Origin of the sequence: Microvirga ossetica (genome assembly GCF_002741015.1) — a bacterium.
GTDB lineage: Bacteria > Pseudomonadota > Alphaproteobacteria > Rhizobiales > Beijerinckiaceae > Microvirga > Microvirga ossetica.
Genome location: NZ_CP016616.1, coordinates 2,654,277 through 2,670,589, shown reverse-complemented (window position 1 = coordinate 2,670,589; position 16,313 = coordinate 2,654,277). Strand labels below are relative to the sequence as shown.

Sequence of the window (16,313 nt, the reverse complement as noted above, 5' to 3'; positions counted from 1 at the left end):
TCAATACTTGAAGAGCGCATCGCTAAATGCGGACCCGGTGGGCCGCACGATGCGCTAGCTCTCCTCGCCGGTCACGCCGGCCGCATCCTGGGCCTTGAGGATCTCGGGACGGGGCATCGAGATGACGTTGTAGCCGGAATCGACGTAGTGGATCTCGCCGGTCACGCCGTTCGAGAGGTCCGAGAGCAGATAGAGCGCCGAGCCGCCGATATCCTCGATGGTCACCGTGCGGCGTAAGGGGGCGTGGGCCTTCTGGTAGGTGAACATCAGGCGCGCATCCGAGATGCCGGCGCCGGCGAGCGTGCGCACGGGACCCGCCGAGATGGCGTTGCAGCGGATGCCCTGGGGCCCGAGATCGGACGCGATGTAGCGCATGGAGGCTTCGAGTGCCGCCTTCGCCACGCCCATGACGTTGTAATTCGGCATGACCCGGGTCGAGCCGCCATAGGTGAGGGTGAGCAGCGAGCCGCCGTTTCTCATGCGCTTGGCCGCGCGCTGGGCGATCTCCGTGAAGGAGAAGCAGGAGATCACCATGGTGCGGGAAAAATTCTCGCGAGTGGTGACGTCCACATAGGAGCCCTTTAACTGCGACTTGTCGGAGAAGCCGATGGCGTGGACCACGAAATCGAGGCCGTCCCAGCGCCGGTCGAGGGTCTCGAACACCGCATCCACCGAGGCGATGTCCTCCACGTCGCAGGGGACGACGAGATCGGAGCCGAGCGACTGCGCCAGCGGCGTCACGCGCTTGCCCAGGGCCTCCCCCTGATAGGTGAACGCGAGTTCCGCGCCGTGCTTGGCCAGGGTCTTGGCGATGCCCCAGGCGATGGAATGGTCGTTGGCGACGCCCATGATGAGGCCGCGCTTTCCTTGCATCAGACCGGTCACTCGGGTCCCCCTATCCATCGGCTCCATCGTGCGACGCCAATTGTTATGAAAGTGTGCATCGCGAGCCGGAATGTCGGTATGATTCAGCGTGTCCATGCGAAGTCCCCTTTTTCGGGGCATCGCATGGAGCCGTCTCGGGTTTATGACGATGTCTTATCCGTTGTAGCGGCTGAAGGCGAGTGTGGCATTGGTGCCGCCGAAGCCGAAGGAATTCGACAGGACCGTGTCGATCTTGGCATCGTCGACACGCTTGCGGACGATGTTCATGTCGGCGAATTCCGGATCGAGCTCCTCGATATGGGCGCTCTCGCAGATGAATCCGTTGTTCATCATCAAGAGCGAATAGATCGCCTCCTGCACGCCGGTGGCGCCGAGCGAGTGGCCGGTGAGCGACTTGGTCGCAGAGATCGGCGGGCACTTGTCGCCCGCGCCGAAGACCGTGCGGATCGCCTCGATCTCCTTCTGGTCGCCGACCGGGGTCGAGGTGGCGTGCGGGTTGATGTAGTCGATCGGGTTGTGAACGTCCTTGAGCGCCATGCGCATGCAGCGGATCGCGCCCTCGCCCGAGGGGGCGACCATGTCGTAGCCGTCCGAGGTCATGCCGTAGCCGACGATCTCGCCGTAGATGCGGGCGCCGCGCGCCTTGGCATGCTCCAGCTCCTCCAGCACCAGCACGCCCGCGCCGCCGGCGATGACGAAGCCATCGCGGTTGGCGTCATAGGCGCGCGATGCCCGGGACGGGGTGTCGTTGTACTTGGTGGACATGGCGCCCATGGCGTCGAAGAGGTTGGACATGGTCCAGTCCAGATCCTCGCAGCCGCCGGCGAACATCACGTCCTGCTTGCCGTACTGAATCATCTCGTAGGCGTTGCCGACGCAATGGTTCGAGGTCGCGCAGGCGGACGAGATGGAATAGTTCACGCCCTTGATCTTGAACCAGGTCGCAAGCGTCGCCGAGGCGGTCGAGGACATGGCCTTGGGCACCGCGAAGGGGCCGATGCGCTTGGGACCCTTTTCGCGGGTGATGTCGGCGGCTTCCATGATGATGCGGGTGGAAGGACCGCCCGAGCCCATGATGATGCCGGTGCGTTCGTTGGAGATCTCGTTCTCCTCGAGGCCGGCATCCCGGATCGCCTGGTCCATGGCCACATGGTTCCAGGCCGTGCCCCGCGCATGGAAGCGCATGGCGCGCCGGTCGACCATCTCCTCCGGGTTGAGGCTCGGGGCGCCCTGCACCTGGCATCGGAAGCCGTACTTGGCGTAATCCTCGGCCTTGCTGATGCCGGACCTCGCTTCGCGCAAAGAGGCCAGCACCTCCTGCGTGTTGTTGCCGATGGACGACACGATGCCCATTCCGGTGACGACGACGCGCCTCATAGCCTACCTCTTCAAAGGATCTTCGATGTCAGCCTTAACGATTCAACACGTAAGGTCGACGCCGCCCATTCTCAACACTTAAGCCATGCGAATGGGATGAAAGCATGGTCCCGAACGCATGAAGGCCCGCTGCCGGAGCATCGGGCGGATCCCAAAACGGTGGATCCCGCCGATGCGCAAGCCGGCAGGGCCGGTTCTTCAAAAAAAGATCACGCTTTGTCAATAGGATGGGGCGGCATCGCCCCATCGCCAGATCCGTTCAGAGCCTAGCCGCCAGCGGCTGCGTCCGTCTGGAACAGGCCGACGCGCATGTCCTTGGCCTCGTAGATCCGGCGCCCGTCGGCCTCGAGCCAGCCATCGGCGATGCCGAGCACCAGCTTGGAGCGGAAGACGCGCTTGAGGTCGACGCCGTAGACCACCTTCTTGACGGTCGGCAGCACCTGGTCGGAGAACTTCACCTCGCCGACGCCCAGCGCCCGGCCGCGACCGGAGGAGCCGCCCCAGCCGAGGAAGAAGCCGGTCATCTGCCAGAGAGCGTCGAGGCCGAGGCAGCCCGGCATCACCGGATCGCCCTTGAAGTGGCAGGGGAAGAACCAGAGGTCCGGCCGCACGTCGAGCTCAGCGACCACATGGCCCTTGCCGTAGGCGCCGCCGTCCTCGCCGATGGAGGTGATGCGGTCGAACATCAGCATGGGCGGAAGCGGCAATTGCGCATTGCCGGCGCCGAACAACTCTCCGCGCCCGCAGGCGAGAAGCTCTTCATAGGTAAAGCTGGACTGGCGGGCCATTCCGGATGCCGATCCTTTCATCGCGTCTCAAAAAGGGGCCTCAAGAACGCCTCGGGGCTGTGAATGCGGCTCTGGTAGCACAGGCTTGGCCATCCATCAAAGGACCCCCGCGGGGATTCAAGGGGATTCTTGCACCACTCGCGGAATCGTGCCAAGCGCAGCCGGGAGGGCAGCCTTGCGGTCACCCTCTCGCTTTCTTATGATTGTGGTGTTAGAAGCGCCTATTCGTCCATTCAGTTCCGCAGATGACCGATCCTTTATCCGCCTATATCGAGTCCACCACCGCCCCGGCTCACCGGAGGGGATGCCCCGTGTCCGAGCTGCGGGACAAGCTGCGCCGCGTGGGCCTGCGCCCGACCCGGCAGCGCGTGTCCTTGGGCTGGCTCCTGTTCGGCAAAGGCGATCGGCACATCACGGCGGAAATGCTCTTCGACGAAGCCACCCGGGCCCGCGTACCGGTCTCGCTGGCGACGGTCTACAACACCCTGCACCAGTTCACGGAAGCAGGCCTCCTGCGCCAGCTCGCAGTGGACGGGGCCAAGGCCTATTTCGACACCAACCCGACCGAGCATCACCATTTCTTCCTGGAGGAAGAGGGTGAGATCGTCGACATGCCCTCCTCCGGCCTGAGCGTCGCCGACCTGCCCGAGCCTCCCGAGGGCATGGAAGTGGCAGGCGTCGAAGTCATCGTCCGCCTGCGCCGCAAGAGCGTCTAAGTCACCGCCTCATTCTTTGAGAGAGCGGCCCCGGTCTTCAGCAGATGCCGCTCAGCCACAGCCTCGCCGCCCTTCTCGTCACGGCCATCTGGGGCCTGAGCTTCGTCGTCATCAAGCTCGGGGTCGGCACCATGCCGCCGCTGCTGCTCGCGGCGTTGCGCTTCCTCTTCGCGGCCCTGCCGGCCGTCATCTTCATCGCGAGGCCCAAGACCGACTGGCGCCATGTGGTCGCTTACGGCTTCTTTCTCGGCGTGGCGCAGTTCGGCCTGCTCTTCGCGGCGCTTGGCCTGGGCATGCCGGCGAGCCTCGCCTCCGTGGTGATGCAGGCGCAGGTCTTCTTCACGATTCTCTTCGCCGCCGTTGTCATGGGCGAGCGGCCCGGGCCGCACCAGGTGATCGGCGGCCTCGTAGCGAGCTTCGGCCTCGTCCTGATCGCCTGGCCGCGCATGACCGGCGGCGGAGCGATCCCCTTCCTGATGACCGTCGTGGCCGCCGCCTCCTGGGGCGTGGCCAATATCGTCTCCAAGAAGGCGGGCCGAGTCGACATGCTGGGCTTCATCGTCTGGTCGAGCCTTGTCGCGCCGCTGCCGCTGCTCGGCCTCTCGCTCTGGCTCGACGGCCCCACCGCGGTCTGGACGGCGCTGACGCAGATCGACGGCGGTACCCTGCTGGCCGTGGCCTATCTCGCCTATCCGACCACGATCTTCGCCTTCGGGATCTGGGCCTATCTCCTGTCGCGCCATCCGGCGGCGACGGTGACGCCCTTCGCGCTCTTCGTGCCCGTCGCCGGCATCCTGGGCTCGGCCCTCATTCTCGGCGAGGCCATGCACCCCATCGAGGCCGTCGGCGGCGCCGTGATCGTTCTCGGCCTCGCCTTCAACATCTTCGGCCCGCGCCTGATGCGGCGGATGGTTTGAACCTCCCGCTCCTCAGCGGATGAAGCCGTAGCCGACGAGCCCGTAGGCGATGAGGAAGATCGCCACGAAGATGTTCAGGAAGCGCGGAACGACGATCGAGGCCGCGCCGAGGGCGATGGCGAGGATCGGGAGAAGCTTGAAGCTCAGGTTCAAGGACATGCAGGCGAACTTTCCAGAGAAGCGAAACGATGTTGCCTTCTAGCGCATCGTGCGGAAAAGTGGACCCGGTTTTCCGCTCGAACGATGCGCAAGTTAAGAATTGAGCATCGAATGAATCCCAAAAGTGCAATCCACTTTTGGGATTCATTCGAATGCTTGATAAACTGGAAAAATCCTATTCGACCGTCTCGTTGGGATAGACGCCCCACAGCTTCTCCTGCTGGATGTAGCCGTCAACGTCGCGGGCGCCGTCCATCACGATCATCACCCGGCACCATCTGCCGTCGCAGCCCTTGATGTTGGTGATCACGCCCGGCTGGAGATGGGCGACGACGCTGCCCTTGTCGTCGGTGCGGTCGAGCAGGCCTATCGGCGGCGGATTGCCCTTGGCCCAGGGCATGACGAGAGCCGTGCGCCGGCCCGAAAGCAGGGAATGCAGCACCCAGCCCTCCGTGCCTTCCGAATCGCGGATGCGCCGCCAGGTCTCGTATTCGGCGATGATCTCCACCGGCAGGCCCGCGCGCTGGAACACCCAGGCGGTCCTGTGGTCCTTCGACGGCCCCTCGCGCAGGTTCACCCGATCCGTCTTGAGGCTCACATAGCGCGGCACGGGAAGGCCGGTGCCGAGGCGCCCGCCCGGAGGCGGCTGCTGCGCCGGCGCCGACACCGTGCTCAGGCCGACAAGAGCAAGGGCAAGGACGATCTTGCGCATGGTTCCCCCGGATAGTGTCTTTGTCTTGAGTTGAGGCTCTGGTAGAGAAGCTTGACGGAAACCGCCACGCGGCGGGTCGTCACCTTTGATCGCCGAGTCAGGGTTAAGAGAGCGTGAAACTCTTTGCACTTCGCGGCTTTTTCCATGCGGGGAGCGCTTGAACCGATGAAGAAGAGACCTGTCGTCGTCGTCACCCGCCGCCTGCCCGACGTGATCGAGACGCGCCTGCGCGAATTGTTCGACACGCGCCTCAATCTCGAGGACAAGCCGCTCACACCCGAAGAGCTCACTGAAGCCGTCCGGACGGCCGACGTGCTCGTGCCCACGATCACGGACGAGATCGATGCCGCCGTGCTCGGGCAGGCCGGCCCGAACCTGAAGCTCATCGCCAATTTCGGCAACGGGGTCGACAATATCGACGTCGCCGCGGCGGTCGCGAAGGGCATCGCCGTCACCAACACCCCCGGCGTCCTCACCGAGGATACGGCCGACATGACCATGGCGCTGATCCTGGCGGTCGCACGCCGCATTCCGGAGGGCGCCCGCGTGATCCCCGACGGGGAATGGTCCGGCTGGTCGCCGACCTGGATGCTCGGCCGGCGCATCACGGGAAAACGCCTCGGCATCGTCGGCATGGGCCGCATCGGCCAGGCGCTGGCGCGCCGCGCCAAGGCCTTCGGCCTGTCGATCCACTACCACAACCGCCGCCATGTGCCGCCGAAGATCGAGGCGGAGCTCGAGGCGACCTATTGGGAATCCCTCGACCAGATGCTGGCGCGCATGGACATCGTGTCGGTGAACTGCCCGCACACGCCCGCCACCTACCACCTGCTCTCGGCGCGTCGCCTTAAGCTCATGAAGCCCGATGCGATCGTGGTGAACACGGCGCGCGGCGAGATCATCGACGAGAGCGCGCTGACCAAGCTCATCGAGGCGGGCGCCATCGCCGGCGCCGGCCTTGACGTGTTCGAGGAGGAGCCCGCCGTCAATCCACGCCTCGTGCGGCTCGCCAAGCAGGGCAAGGTGGTGCTCCTGCCGCATATGGGCTCGGCGACCCATGAGGGACGCGTCGCCATGGGCGAGAAGGTGATCGTCAACATCCGGGCCTTCGTTGACGGCCACAAGCCTCCGGATCGGGTGCTGCCCAGCATGCTCTGAAGACATCCGGCGTAAAACCTGGCGGTTCCGGTGCGCTTTGCACGCCACCGGACATTTTTTCCTTGTCCTAAAGTAACAGTAACATATGTTAATTCATGTGATTCGCCTCGTTCGGCCTGCGTAACCTTCCCTCGTGCTCCGGCAAGCGCTCCTGGCTCAGATGAACGGCCCTCCGATACCCTCACGACCTGTCGTGCTCCTTGTGGAAGACGAGCCCTTCATCCGGCTTGCCACAGCCGATGCCCTCGAGGATGCCGGTTTCGAGGTGATCGAGACCGCTAATGCCCAGGCGGCGCAGGAGGTTCTTCTGCGGCGGACGGATGTCCGGGTGCTCTTCACCGACGTGAAGATGCCGGGATCCATGAACGGTCTCGAACTCGCATCGCTCGTGCGCAGCCGCTGGCCGCATATTTCCGTGGTCATCACCTCGGGCCCCTTGGAGCCGGGCAACGGCATGCTGCCGCAGGAAGCGGTCTTCATCGCCAAACCCTATGGCGAACAGGCGCCGGCCATGGCGATACGCGCCCTGTTGGACTGACGGCCGCGGGGCCGCGCAACTCTCCCGTCTCATGCCCGAATCACGCGGTCATCCGCCTCCTCGCCGCCTGCGCGAATGTGAAGATGTGGGCGGCGGCGCCATGCAACCAAAATCCATCTTGAGCATAAACATATGTGAGTGCGGCTAAGAATGGAGTTTGGCCAGAACAGGAGTGTTCCTACCCCCATGGCCTTTATGACCAACCCCCTGATTCTAAAGCTCGAAAAGCACGACAAGCTTTCCGAAGCGGAAAAGAGAGCCCTCGAGAACGCAATCGCTCGCATTCGCGTGGTCGAGGCCGATGAGGACCTCGTGCGCGAGGGCGATCGCCCGGGAGAGAGCTCGCTTCTCCTGGATGGCTATGCTGCCCGCTACAAGATCGTCTCGAACGGACGGCGGCAGATCTCGGCGATCCATGTCGCAGGCGATTTCATCGATCTTCACAGCTTCCTCCTGAAGACGATGGATCACGGCGTGCTGGCGCTCACCAATTGCCGCATCGCCAATGTCCCGCATGCGACGCTCGAGAAGATCACCGAGGAATTCCCTCACCTCACGCGGCTGCTGTGGCTCAGCACGCTCATCGACGGCGCCATTCACCGGGAATGGCTGACGACCATGGGACGCCTCTCCGCGACGGCCCACATGGCGCACCTGATCTGCGAGCTGTATCTGCGCCTGAAGGTGATCGGCCGCGCCGAGGGCGACACGATTCAGCTTCCCATCACTCAGGCGGAGCTCGGCGATACCCTGGGATTGTCGACCGTCCATGTGAACCGCGTGCTGCAGGAATTGCGCAAGGAAGGGTTGATCCGTTTCCAGGGTGATGCGTTGACCATTCTCGATTGGGAGCGGCTGAAGACGGTGGGTGAGTTCACCCCGACCTATCTCAGCCTTCAGAACGAGGACCGGTAGAATTGGCCAACGGATAGATGATGCACGAGATTACGCTCCAACCGATGTCGGTCCTGGCAGACGGCGGCTCTCACGAGGGCCAGCTCGTCCTGGCGGACGGGCAGCTCGTCGCCGTCTTCGCCTGGGTGACGCCGGAGGAGACCGTCGGCGGGCTGGAGCGGGCCGGAGGCTGGTTCCTGGAGGCAGGTTTCGGTCCCTGCAGCGGCCTGCTCAGTACCACGCCACCGGTTCTCGCGACCCTTGATGACGCCGTGACATGGGTGCGTGGCCGGCTGGACAACGGCCTCATCCCCTCCTGAACGCCTTCAGCGCAGCTGCGCGACGATCTCTCCCGCGGCCCGCTCTCCTTCCTCCCAGGCGCCGCCCGCCGTGCCCCATTGGGCGCGGGACAGCGCCTCGCCCGCAAACCAGATTCTTTCGCCGACCGGCGCCTTCAGCACATCGCGGATGGCGTAAAGCCCCGGCGGCACCACGGCCCAGGAGGCACGCGACCACGGATCGTGCCGCCAGGCAGTGCTGTGCAGGGCGGAGAGATTGCGGATCGCCCGATAACCGAACTGCTCCGCCAGCACCTCACGCGCATAACGATAGGGTGCGTGGATGTCCCGCCGGTCGAAACTGGCGGCAGTGGGCTGATCGAGCTCGAAGAAATGGAACGGCGCGCCGTCGATGCGGGTGAGAAGCCCCGGCGGCCGCAGGCGCGTTCCGGTCAGGCTCGCCAGCCGGTCCGCACCGCGAAAGGGCGAATCCGGCCAATGCAGAACCACATGCTCGTAGACCCCCTGCGTGAAGCCGTGAATGGCTTGCGCAACGTCGTTGGGCAGAGCCGGCGCGAAGCGGATCGCATCCTGCTGCAGCACCGCCATGGGCGTGGTGACGATGACGGCCTTGGCCCGAAGCGTCCCGGCCGAACTCTCGATCCGCACGTCTTGTCCCGACCAGTCGATGGCGTGGACGGCGGTGCCGAGCCGCACCGGCAGATCGTGGCTCAGGCGGCGCACATAGGCGCCGAGCCCACCGGCGATGAAGAGATTGTCCGAATATTCCATGCTCGGAAAATCGTGCAGGCTCACCTCGTCGAGCGGCCGGCCCGAGACGAGGCCATGGATGGCGGCGACACGCTTCCCTTGAGGTCCCATGGGCGGAAGCGTCTTGGCCGCCGGCTGATCCTCGCGGGCTTTCGCGGCCTGGGTCATCGCCCTGTCGGCCATGGCGAAGGCACGGTCGAGGGCCGCGCGCTCGGCGCGGCTGCCGGGCCGGCCTGCCACGAAGAAATGTCCGTTGACCGGCGCCCGGCGCAGGGGCTCGTGGCGGGCGCGACCGAGCTTCACCAGCGGGTTGATCGGACCTGCATGGAGCCAATGGGCGCCGAGATCGAGCGGGTGGCCCTTGAAGCGGCGCGTGAGCGTGCGCCCGCCGATGCGCTCACGCGCCTCCAGCACGGTCACCGTCAGTCCGGACGCCATCAAACGCCGCGCCGCGGCGATCCCGGCGCTTCCTGCACCGACGATCGCCACGTCCGGATGAGCATTCAGGGTGGTCGACATTTCACCTTCCGACGGCACGATGATCTCCACCCCTCGCTTTGCGGCCGGTTCGTTCATAAGTAAGCTCCGCTTGCCGCATTGAGGGATGCCTGAGTGAAGGACACGAACGACAGATGCTGATCCAATCGGTTTTCGCGGCGGCCCGCGAGATTTTCTCGCCCGCGCTGCGGCGCATTCTCTGGAAATCGATTGGACTGACGATTGCGCTGCTGGTCCTGGTCTGGCTCGGCCTGACCAAGCTGTTCGACGTCTTCCTCACCAACCATGACCTGAGCGCCACCTATCCGATCATCGACAGCTTCGCGTTCTTCCTCGCGGGCATCGGCCTCTTCGTCGCTCTCATCTACCTGCTCCCGGCGGTCTCGGCCATTGTGGCCGGCTATTTTCTCGACGACGTCGCCGAAGTGGTCGAAGGCAAGGATTACCCCGCCGATCCGCCGGGGCGTGCCCTGCCCTTCGGACGGGCCCTGCTCTACGGCATTCGCTTCGCGGGCCTGTCGCTGCTGGTGAACCTCGTCGCCCTGCTGTTGTTCTTCATCCCGGGCGTCAATATCGGCGCGTTCTTCGTCGCCAATGCCTATTTGCTCGGGCGTGAATATTTCGAGCTGGCGGCCGGCCGCTTCTGGCCGCCGGAGGAGGTGGCACGGCTGCGCAACGAGCATCGCGGCACGGTGCTCGCCGCCGGCGCCGTGGCGGCGGCCCTTGTGCTCGTGCCGGTGCTGAACCTGCTCGTGCCGATCTTCGGCGCGACGATGATGGTTCACCTGCACAAGAAGCTCACCCATGGCCGGGCAGCGGCGATGGCGCTGCCCCGGGAGAAACGCGCGTCCCTCAGGAACTCCTGAAGGCCCGACGATCGGGCGCTTCAGCGGCCCGTCGTCGTTGTCGGAGCGTTGCGCTTGAGGTCGAACTGGCCGGTCTTGCGGAAGCGCAGGAGATAGCTCGGCACGATGGCCTCGATGGTGGTGGGCGTGATGCCCAAACCCTGGAGCGTGCGATTGTCGGCGAGCGCCTCCTCGGAGACCACATTGTGGCTTTCCAGCAGGATCGCCTGGTCGCGGGTGGTGACGAGCTCGTCCGGGATCAGGCCCAGCGTCAGCCGATCGAGAGTGCCGAGCACGCCGCCCATGGCCCGGGCGAGATTGTTCGGCAACGGCACGATGGCGCGCCTGCGCTCGGTGACCGCGAAGACGAAGTCCATCATCTCGCGCATGGTGCGGATCTCGGGCCCGCCGAGTTCGTAGACCCTGCCGCCCGGAACAGTGCCGTCCACCGCCCGCGCGATCGCCTCGGCCACGTCGCCGGCATAGATCGGCTGGAACCGGGTCTCGGCGCCGGGCAGCGGCACGACCGGGAGCATGCGGGCGAGCGCCGCGAAGCGGTTGAAGGAGCTGTCGCCCGGCCCGAACATCAGCGACGGGCGGAGAATCACCGCATCCGGCCGCTCCCGGAGCAGGCCGGCCTCGCCCTCGGCCTTGGAACGGGCATAGGCCGATTCGGAGCCTGCATCGGCGCCCAGTGCGGAGACCTGGGTGAAGGACACGGCCTTCTTCGCATGCCGCGCGATCGTCGCTGGAGCCTGCGCCTGGAGGGCGTCGAAGCGCTGGCGGCCGGTCTCCTGCAGGATGCCCACCAGGTTGACCACGTGATCCGCCCGGGCGACCGCATGGGCGATCGAATCCTCGTTGCGCAGATTGGCATGGATCGGCGTGATCTGCCCGACCTTGCCGAGGGGAAGGAAGTTCGAGAGGTTCGGCTGCCGGGTCGGCACCAGGATCCGGTAGCCGCGCTGGGCGAGAGCGCCGACCACATAGCGGCCGAGAAAGCCCGATCCGCCGAAGACGGTGACAGTTTGCTGCTCAGGCGTGCGAAGGGCACCGATCATGAAACTCTCCTGCCCGAGGGCTCGCATGGAGCTTGGGGGTTCAACTTTAAAACGTCTCTAGTCAAACGCCGCTTCCCTGTGAAGAGGTGCGGCCGCAAGAAAGCGCATCCGCCGCATTTTCACCGATTGACGCGCCGCCAGAAGCACCGTAAACGAAGCCTCGCCGACGAGGCATGCCCAGGTGGCGGAATTGGTAGACGCACTGCTTTCAGGTAGCAGCGGGTAACACCGTGGAGGTTCGAGTCCTCTCCTGGGCACCAACAACACCCTAACGTGTTGATCCGCAAAGACTTCCTATAAAATCAAAGACATAGGCCATCCGACTGGTACAAACGGGTGGTACAATGGTCCTTGCGATGAGTCGTCCTTTTAAGCATCCCGAAACCGGTTCTTACTATTTCCGCAAGGCTGTCCCTGAGGATCTGCGACCTTTGATCGGGAAGAGGGAAGAGAAGCGTTCTCTCCGCACGAAAGACCCTGCCGTAGCTAAGCAGCGTCATGCTGAGGTTACCGCAGAGGTTGAGCGGGAGTGGAACGCCTATCGCTCTAAGCCCGAACAACTTACTCAACGGCAGATAACTGGATTGGCTGGTCTTCTATATGCCGAGTGGACGAACGGTCTGAAGGATGAGCCTGGATCACCTAGTACATGGTCCCAGGTGCTTCGCCTGCATCAGCAAGCTCAAGAGGCTGGCAAGCTTGAGCAGTGGGTAGGACCATCCGTTGATGAGCTTCTTCTTAAGCAAGGGTTGCGAACCGATAAGCAGAGTAGGGGGCGTTTGATCGCGGCCGTCCACAAGGCTCTTGTTCAAGCTTCTGAGCATCTGAAGCGCAACGCTGAAGGCGACTATAGCCCCGACCCAGCGGCCAATCGTTTTCCTGAGTGGGAGGAGGCAAAGCTTAAAGCCGAAGCAGCAAAGCCTGTCAGTGGTGCCAGCATCACCGGATTGCTCGAAGGCTGGTGGCGTGAGGCTCAAGCAGCAGGAATCACCGCTAAGACCCATGAGTCTTATAGCAGCACTATAGCCAAGCTGGTCGCCTTCCTTGGTCATGATCAAGCAAGCCGGGTGACACCTGGGGATGTGCTTCGGTTCAAAGATTACCGCCTGTCTGAAATCAACCCAAGGACAGGGAAGCCTATCTCTCTCAAGACAGTGAAGGACTCTGACCTTGCTGCGCTCAAGGCAGTGTTCGGATGGGCTGTAAGGAACCACAGGATTGATACCAACCCCGCTACAGGCATCACCCTGAAGGTAGGCAAGCAACTCCGCCTCAGACCTAAATGGTTCACCGACGCTGAGGCAAAGGCCGTCCTCTCGGCTGCGCTGGCTTACCAGCCTAGACAGGATCACCCAAAGACAGCAGCGGCTAAGCGTTGGGTTCCCTGGATTATGGCCTACTCAGGCGCAAGGGTTGGCGAGATCGTCCAGCTTCGCAAGAGGGACGTTCGCAACGAGAGTGGCCTATGGATTGTCACCATTACGCCTGAAGCGGGAACGGTGAAGGACAAGCAAGCTCGTGAGTTTCCCATTCACAGCCATCTCATTGAATTAGGCTTTGCTGAGTTTGTGATGACTGCTCCTGATGGTCATCTGTTTATCACTCCCGCTCCTAATGGTGACGTGCTGGGACCGATGCAGGGCGTGAAGAATCGTATCTCTGAGTTTGTTCGTGAGGTTGTATCCGACCCGAACGTCACTCCTAACCACGCTTGGCGGCACAGGTTTAAACTTGTTGGACTAGAGGCCGGAGTCGGTGAGCGTGTGCTAGACGCAATATGCGGTCATGCTCCTCGAACCGTAGGGGCTACTTATGGCGGCGTAACCATCAGGGCCAAAGCCGATGCTATCGCCAAATTCCCAAGATATGAGGTCGGTGAGGCATAACACGTAAGCGATTTCTATGGTCCCGGCCAGGGCACCAAGATCATCTTGGTTTTGCCATTATTTCCAGTGTCTTAGGGCTGATCGCATAGCGCTTGTGGTGATACACAAGGTGATACGCCGTGGGTTTTTGTTTGCTCGACACTGGATTTTTTACCGTGACGGTTCGCTATTCGCTCCTAAAGAACGGAGTGTATTTCTATTACAGACGAATTCCTGAGGATCTGCGCGGCCACTATGGCGGGAAGCGCTTCCGCAGAGTAAGCCTGCAAACGAACCAGCCTCACATCGCCGCCAAGAAGATCGCGGCGCTCGCATCAGCCGATGATGCGCTTTGGGCGTCCCTGAGGTCACCTGAGGGCCAGGAGTTGGGTCTGACCTCCAGCCAGACACGCGAGGGCGCTGAAGCGCTCCTCAAGAAATGATGATAGAAAGGGCCAAAGACGCAAGGCAACAAGGATGCAAAACAGGCGATTTCTGCCCTGACGGAAAGGAAACCTTGGCGGTGCCTCGCCTCTTCAGGTCCAAATCGAGAGGGGACCACAGGCCATGAGATTTTAGGAGTCCCGTTGTTTTCTCCAAGCCAAGCAAGGCAGGACATACCCCACTTCAAAAATGCCGTTAAACCCTCGCAGTTGTTGTTAGGGGAAGCCTAGCAGAGAACGCCGCCGGAGCGGCTCCAGAGCTAACACAGGGTATGCCACAAGCTGGAATGCCATTGCGTCTTGAACCCTCAGCAACCTGAAGCTCTGGCCAGAACGCCAGCCCCCAGGAAACAAACGGCCGCTTACGAAGCCAGTTTAGACGGCCTTCCTGAATCGCGACGTTTGAGGCGGTGATAAGCCTTACGGGCAAGCTTTCCGAAGATGCCAAGGGCGCTTTCGTCATAAACGACTGAGTAGGATTTCTGAGGCGATGCCACCTTGCGTGCAATGGCCCAGTCACTATCCTCCTTCACGATCAGGTGCCCGTAATCGGGGTGCTGCTTGACCAGCAACTCGAACACCTCTCGGATGTGCGGTGTGCGCATTTCCTCTTCCGACAAGAGACGGTGAGTAATCCCGTCCGTCACATCTCTCTGCATATCAGCCAAGCCATAGGTCCAGCTATAGTCGTCGAATATCAACCATCCGCCGGGCTTCAGCAGCTTGTCGGCAAGGAAGAAGGCTGAAGAATCGATGGTCCAGTTTTTCGGGCCGTCAATGATGCAGAGGTCATAGACTGGCTGGCACTGATCATTAACCGTGTTGTCGCGGATGGCCTTGCGCAAAAACCAGTTGTACCCAGTCTGTTCACGGTGAATCGTTACGAGGCCGCCGAACCCGTGGCGCGACACCTGTTCTTCGGCGGAAGGGCGGTAATCAGCGCCTTTAAGGTCAACGGCGTCAATCCTACCGCGACCCCTCTGCTGGAGTGCGGCAGCCATGTAGCAAGTGGCGGTGCCATGAGCAATGCCGAGTTCCAGGATGTTTTCGACATCGTTGTTCGCAATTAGGTCGTAGAGGAAGTGGGCGTTCAGTTCAGAGATGAAGGGCACCCCTCTTAGCAACGAGCTGATTTCGCTGAATTTCATCCCGGAGTCTCCTTTGCTCACACGACAATCATAGGGCTCGCGGCCGACCTCCTCATAAGGACTCTCAAAAATGTCGATGCAAAGTGACAACACGATGACTTTGGCGGAGACTCCTGGATCTTAGAGCATCGGACGGTTAAACGGACGCATATCCGGCAGCCTTAAGGTAGTTCCAGCACTCTTGTGGTTCGAACAGGTTGCAGATCTCACCGAGCGCTCGCCAGAGCGCGTCGAACGTTCGGGCCTCGGCCTTGCGCAAGTGCGCTTTGATCTTGGCAAAGGCCTGTTCAATTGGATTAAGATCAGGCGAATAAGCAGGTAAAAACAGGAACCAGGCTCCGCGTTGCTTCAGACACTGAGCGGCCTTCTCGCTCTTGTGGACAGCCAGGTTGTCGAGGATCACCACATCGCCTTTGCGCAGCGTCGGCGCGAGCTGCGTCTCAATGTAAGCCTCGAACGCCAACCGGGTGATCGGGCCATCGATGATCCACGGCGCGCACAACTCGTTGCACCGTAGCCCAGCCAGAAAGGTATGGGTTTTCCAGTGTCCAAAGGGAGCTTTCATGCGTAGGCGCTGGCCCCTGCGGCTCCGCCCGCGCAGGCGCGTCATCTTGGTGTTGACATACGTCTCGTCCAGGAACACCAGCCGGTGCGTCTCCTGGCGCATGCGCGGCTGGCGCTGGGCATGCCAGACCCGGCGCTCATCCCGCACATCGGCGCGTGCGCACTCCGCCGCCATCAGGCATTTTTTTATATGAGAAGCCGTGCCGGCACAGGAAGCGCGAGAGCATCGCGGGAGCCGCAACGATCCCATGCTCAGTCAGCAGCCTTGCGGCCAGCTCGGGCATGGTGATGGCCGGCTCGGCCTCGACCGTCTGGATCAAGAAGCTCTCATAGGGCACCAGCTTGCCGCGTCCGGGCGGACGGCCTTGCCGGGCCGGTGCCGGCGAGCCGAACCGCCGCTTCCGCTGCACCAGCTTGATGGCGAAACTCTCGCTGACGTCAAAGTGCTGGGCTGCCGCCCGGCAGGAATGACCTGCATCGACAAAGTCGGCGACGCGCACCCGCAGATCCAGGGAATAGCAATGACCCATAATCCACCTCCCAGTCCAGGCAGTGAATCACAGCTCGGCCTCGCACAGAAGCCAGGAGTCTCATTTCCGGTCCGAGGCTCTAGACGGACTTTCTCCCGCTCCACGCGCACTCAAGGGCCGAGGACACGCCATCAGGCCCGGTGCACCAATCGGCGTAAGTCGATTA

General features: G+C 62.7%; 17 protein-coding genes, 1 tRNA gene and 1 pseudogene. 10 read left to right on the top strand and 9 right to left on the bottom strand.

Annotated features, from left to right (window positions below; translation table 11 throughout):
* Positions 1 to 54: 54 nt before the first annotated feature.
* From fabI to fabA, 3 genes are all read right to left on the bottom strand, one after another.
* Entirely contained in the window at positions 55 to 885 is an 831-nt protein-coding gene (fabI, locus tag BB934_RS12595; RefSeq protein WP_099512804.1) for an enoyl-ACP reductase FabI, read from the bottom strand.
* A gap of 153 nt (positions 886 to 1,038) precedes the next feature.
* Positions 1,039 to 2,262: a beta-ketoacyl-ACP synthase I gene (gene fabB, locus BB934_RS12590; RefSeq protein ID WP_099509935.1), complete on the bottom strand. Its 1,224-nt coding sequence runs from the start codon at positions 2,260 to 2,262 to the stop codon at positions 1,039 to 1,041.
* A 266-nt stretch (positions 2,263 to 2,528) separates the two neighbouring features.
* Complete coding sequence (fabA, locus tag BB934_RS12585) at positions 2,529 to 3,050, bottom strand: 3-hydroxyacyl-[acyl-carrier-protein] dehydratase FabA (protein WP_173909449.1); 522 nt, start codon at positions 3,048 to 3,050, stop codon at positions 2,529 to 2,531.
* A gap of 245 nt (positions 3,051 to 3,295) precedes the next feature.
* Here fabA and irr point away from each other — a divergent pair, with 245 nt between their 5' ends.
* Positions 3,296 to 3,766 carry a Fur family transcriptional regulator Irr gene (gene irr, locus BB934_RS12580; RefSeq protein ID WP_099509933.1) on the top strand — a complete coding sequence of 157 codons (471 nt, stop codon included), beginning with the start codon at positions 3,296 to 3,298 and terminating at the stop codon, positions 3,764 to 3,766.
* Positions 3,767 to 3,810: 44 nt separating this feature from the next.
* Positions 3,811 to 4,683, top strand: coding sequence for an EamA family transporter (locus BB934_RS12575; RefSeq protein ID WP_099509932.1), 873 nt, complete (start codon positions 3,811 to 3,813; stop codon positions 4,681 to 4,683).
* 12 nt (positions 4,684 to 4,695) lie between these two features.
* On the opposite strand, the gene BB934_RS12570 is transcribed toward BB934_RS12575, so the two are convergent.
* Together BB934_RS12570 and BB934_RS12565 are read right to left on the bottom strand one after the other, a co-directional pair.
* A complete protein-coding gene (locus tag BB934_RS12570) occupies positions 4,696 to 4,842 on the bottom strand; it encodes a DUF3096 domain-containing protein (RefSeq protein ID WP_099509931.1) in 147 nt (48 codons plus the stop codon).
* A 175-nt stretch (positions 4,843 to 5,017) separates the two neighbouring features.
* On the bottom strand, positions 5,018 to 5,554 hold the full coding sequence (locus BB934_RS12565) for an SH3 domain-containing protein (RefSeq protein ID WP_099509930.1): 537 nt from the start codon (positions 5,552 to 5,554) through the stop codon (positions 5,018 to 5,020).
* A 165-nt stretch (positions 5,555 to 5,719) separates the two neighbouring features.
* Here BB934_RS12565 and BB934_RS12560 point away from each other — a divergent pair, with 165 nt between their 5' ends.
* From BB934_RS12560 to BB934_RS12545, 4 genes are all read left to right on the top strand, one after another.
* Entirely contained in the window at positions 5,720 to 6,712 is a 993-nt protein-coding gene (locus BB934_RS12560) for a 2-hydroxyacid dehydrogenase (protein ID WP_173909448.1), read from the top strand.
* Positions 6,713 to 6,905: 193 nt separating this feature from the next.
* Positions 6,906 to 7,250 (top strand): response regulator transcription factor, encoded by a 345-nt coding sequence (locus tag BB934_RS12555; protein ID WP_237050267.1) that lies wholly within the window; start codon positions 6,906 to 6,908, stop codon positions 7,248 to 7,250.
* Between the two features lie 195 nt (positions 7,251 to 7,445).
* Positions 7,446 to 8,165 carry a Crp/Fnr family transcriptional regulator gene (locus BB934_RS12550; protein WP_418294752.1) on the top strand — a complete coding sequence of 240 codons (720 nt, stop codon included), beginning with the start codon at positions 7,446 to 7,448 and terminating at the stop codon, positions 8,163 to 8,165.
* Between the two features lie 44 nt (positions 8,166 to 8,209).
* A complete protein-coding gene (locus tag BB934_RS12545; protein WP_237050266.1) occupies positions 8,210 to 8,464 on the top strand; it encodes a hypothetical protein in 255 nt (84 codons plus the stop codon).
* Between the two features lie 6 nt (positions 8,465 to 8,470).
* On the opposite strand, the gene BB934_RS12540 is transcribed toward BB934_RS12545, so the two are convergent.
* The gene (locus BB934_RS12540; RefSeq protein ID WP_099509926.1) at positions 8,471 to 9,769 is read right to left on the bottom strand and encodes a flavin monoamine oxidase family protein; all 1,299 of its coding nucleotides are present in this window, start codon (positions 9,767 to 9,769) and stop codon (positions 8,471 to 8,473) included.
* Between the two features lie 56 nt (positions 9,770 to 9,825).
* Here BB934_RS12540 and BB934_RS12535 point away from each other — a divergent pair, with 56 nt between their 5' ends.
* Positions 9,826 to 10,557: a sulfate transporter family protein gene (locus BB934_RS12535; protein WP_099509925.1), complete on the top strand. Its 732-nt coding sequence runs from the start codon at positions 9,826 to 9,828 to the stop codon at positions 10,555 to 10,557.
* A gap of 20 nt (positions 10,558 to 10,577) precedes the next feature.
* Here the strand turns inward: BB934_RS12535 and BB934_RS12530 are convergent, their stop codons facing one another.
* The gene (locus BB934_RS12530) at positions 10,578 to 11,597 is read right to left on the bottom strand and encodes a complex I NDUFA9 subunit family protein (RefSeq protein WP_099509924.1); all 1,020 of its coding nucleotides are present in this window, start codon (positions 11,595 to 11,597) and stop codon (positions 10,578 to 10,580) included.
* Positions 11,598 to 11,772: 175 nt separating this feature from the next.
* Here BB934_RS12530 and BB934_RS12525 point away from each other — a divergent pair.
* The 3 genes from BB934_RS12525 to BB934_RS12515 all read left to right on the top strand — a co-directional run bounded on the left by BB934_RS12525 (position 11,773) and on the right by BB934_RS12515 (position 13,905).
* Positions 11,773 to 11,857 (top strand) — tRNA-Leu (locus tag BB934_RS12525).
* 84 nt (positions 11,858 to 11,941) lie between these two features.
* On the top strand, positions 11,942 to 13,483 hold the full coding sequence (locus tag BB934_RS12520) for a DUF6538 domain-containing protein (protein WP_237050265.1): 1,542 nt from the start codon (positions 11,942 to 11,944) through the stop codon (positions 13,481 to 13,483).
* Positions 13,484 to 13,638: 155 nt separating this feature from the next.
* Entirely contained in the window at positions 13,639 to 13,905 is a 267-nt protein-coding gene (locus BB934_RS12515; protein ID WP_175608883.1) for a DUF6538 domain-containing protein, read from the top strand.
* Positions 13,906 to 14,267: 362 nt separating this feature from the next.
* On the opposite strand, the gene BB934_RS12510 is transcribed toward BB934_RS12515, so the two are convergent.
* Positions 14,268 to 15,053, bottom strand: coding sequence for a class I SAM-dependent methyltransferase (locus BB934_RS12510; RefSeq protein ID WP_099509923.1), 786 nt, complete (start codon positions 15,051 to 15,053; stop codon positions 14,268 to 14,270).
* A gap of 136 nt (positions 15,054 to 15,189) precedes the next feature.
* Positions 15,190 to 16,147 (bottom strand): annotated as a pseudogene (locus tag BB934_RS12505) (IS630 family transposase).
* Positions 16,148 to 16,313 lie beyond the last annotated feature (166 nt).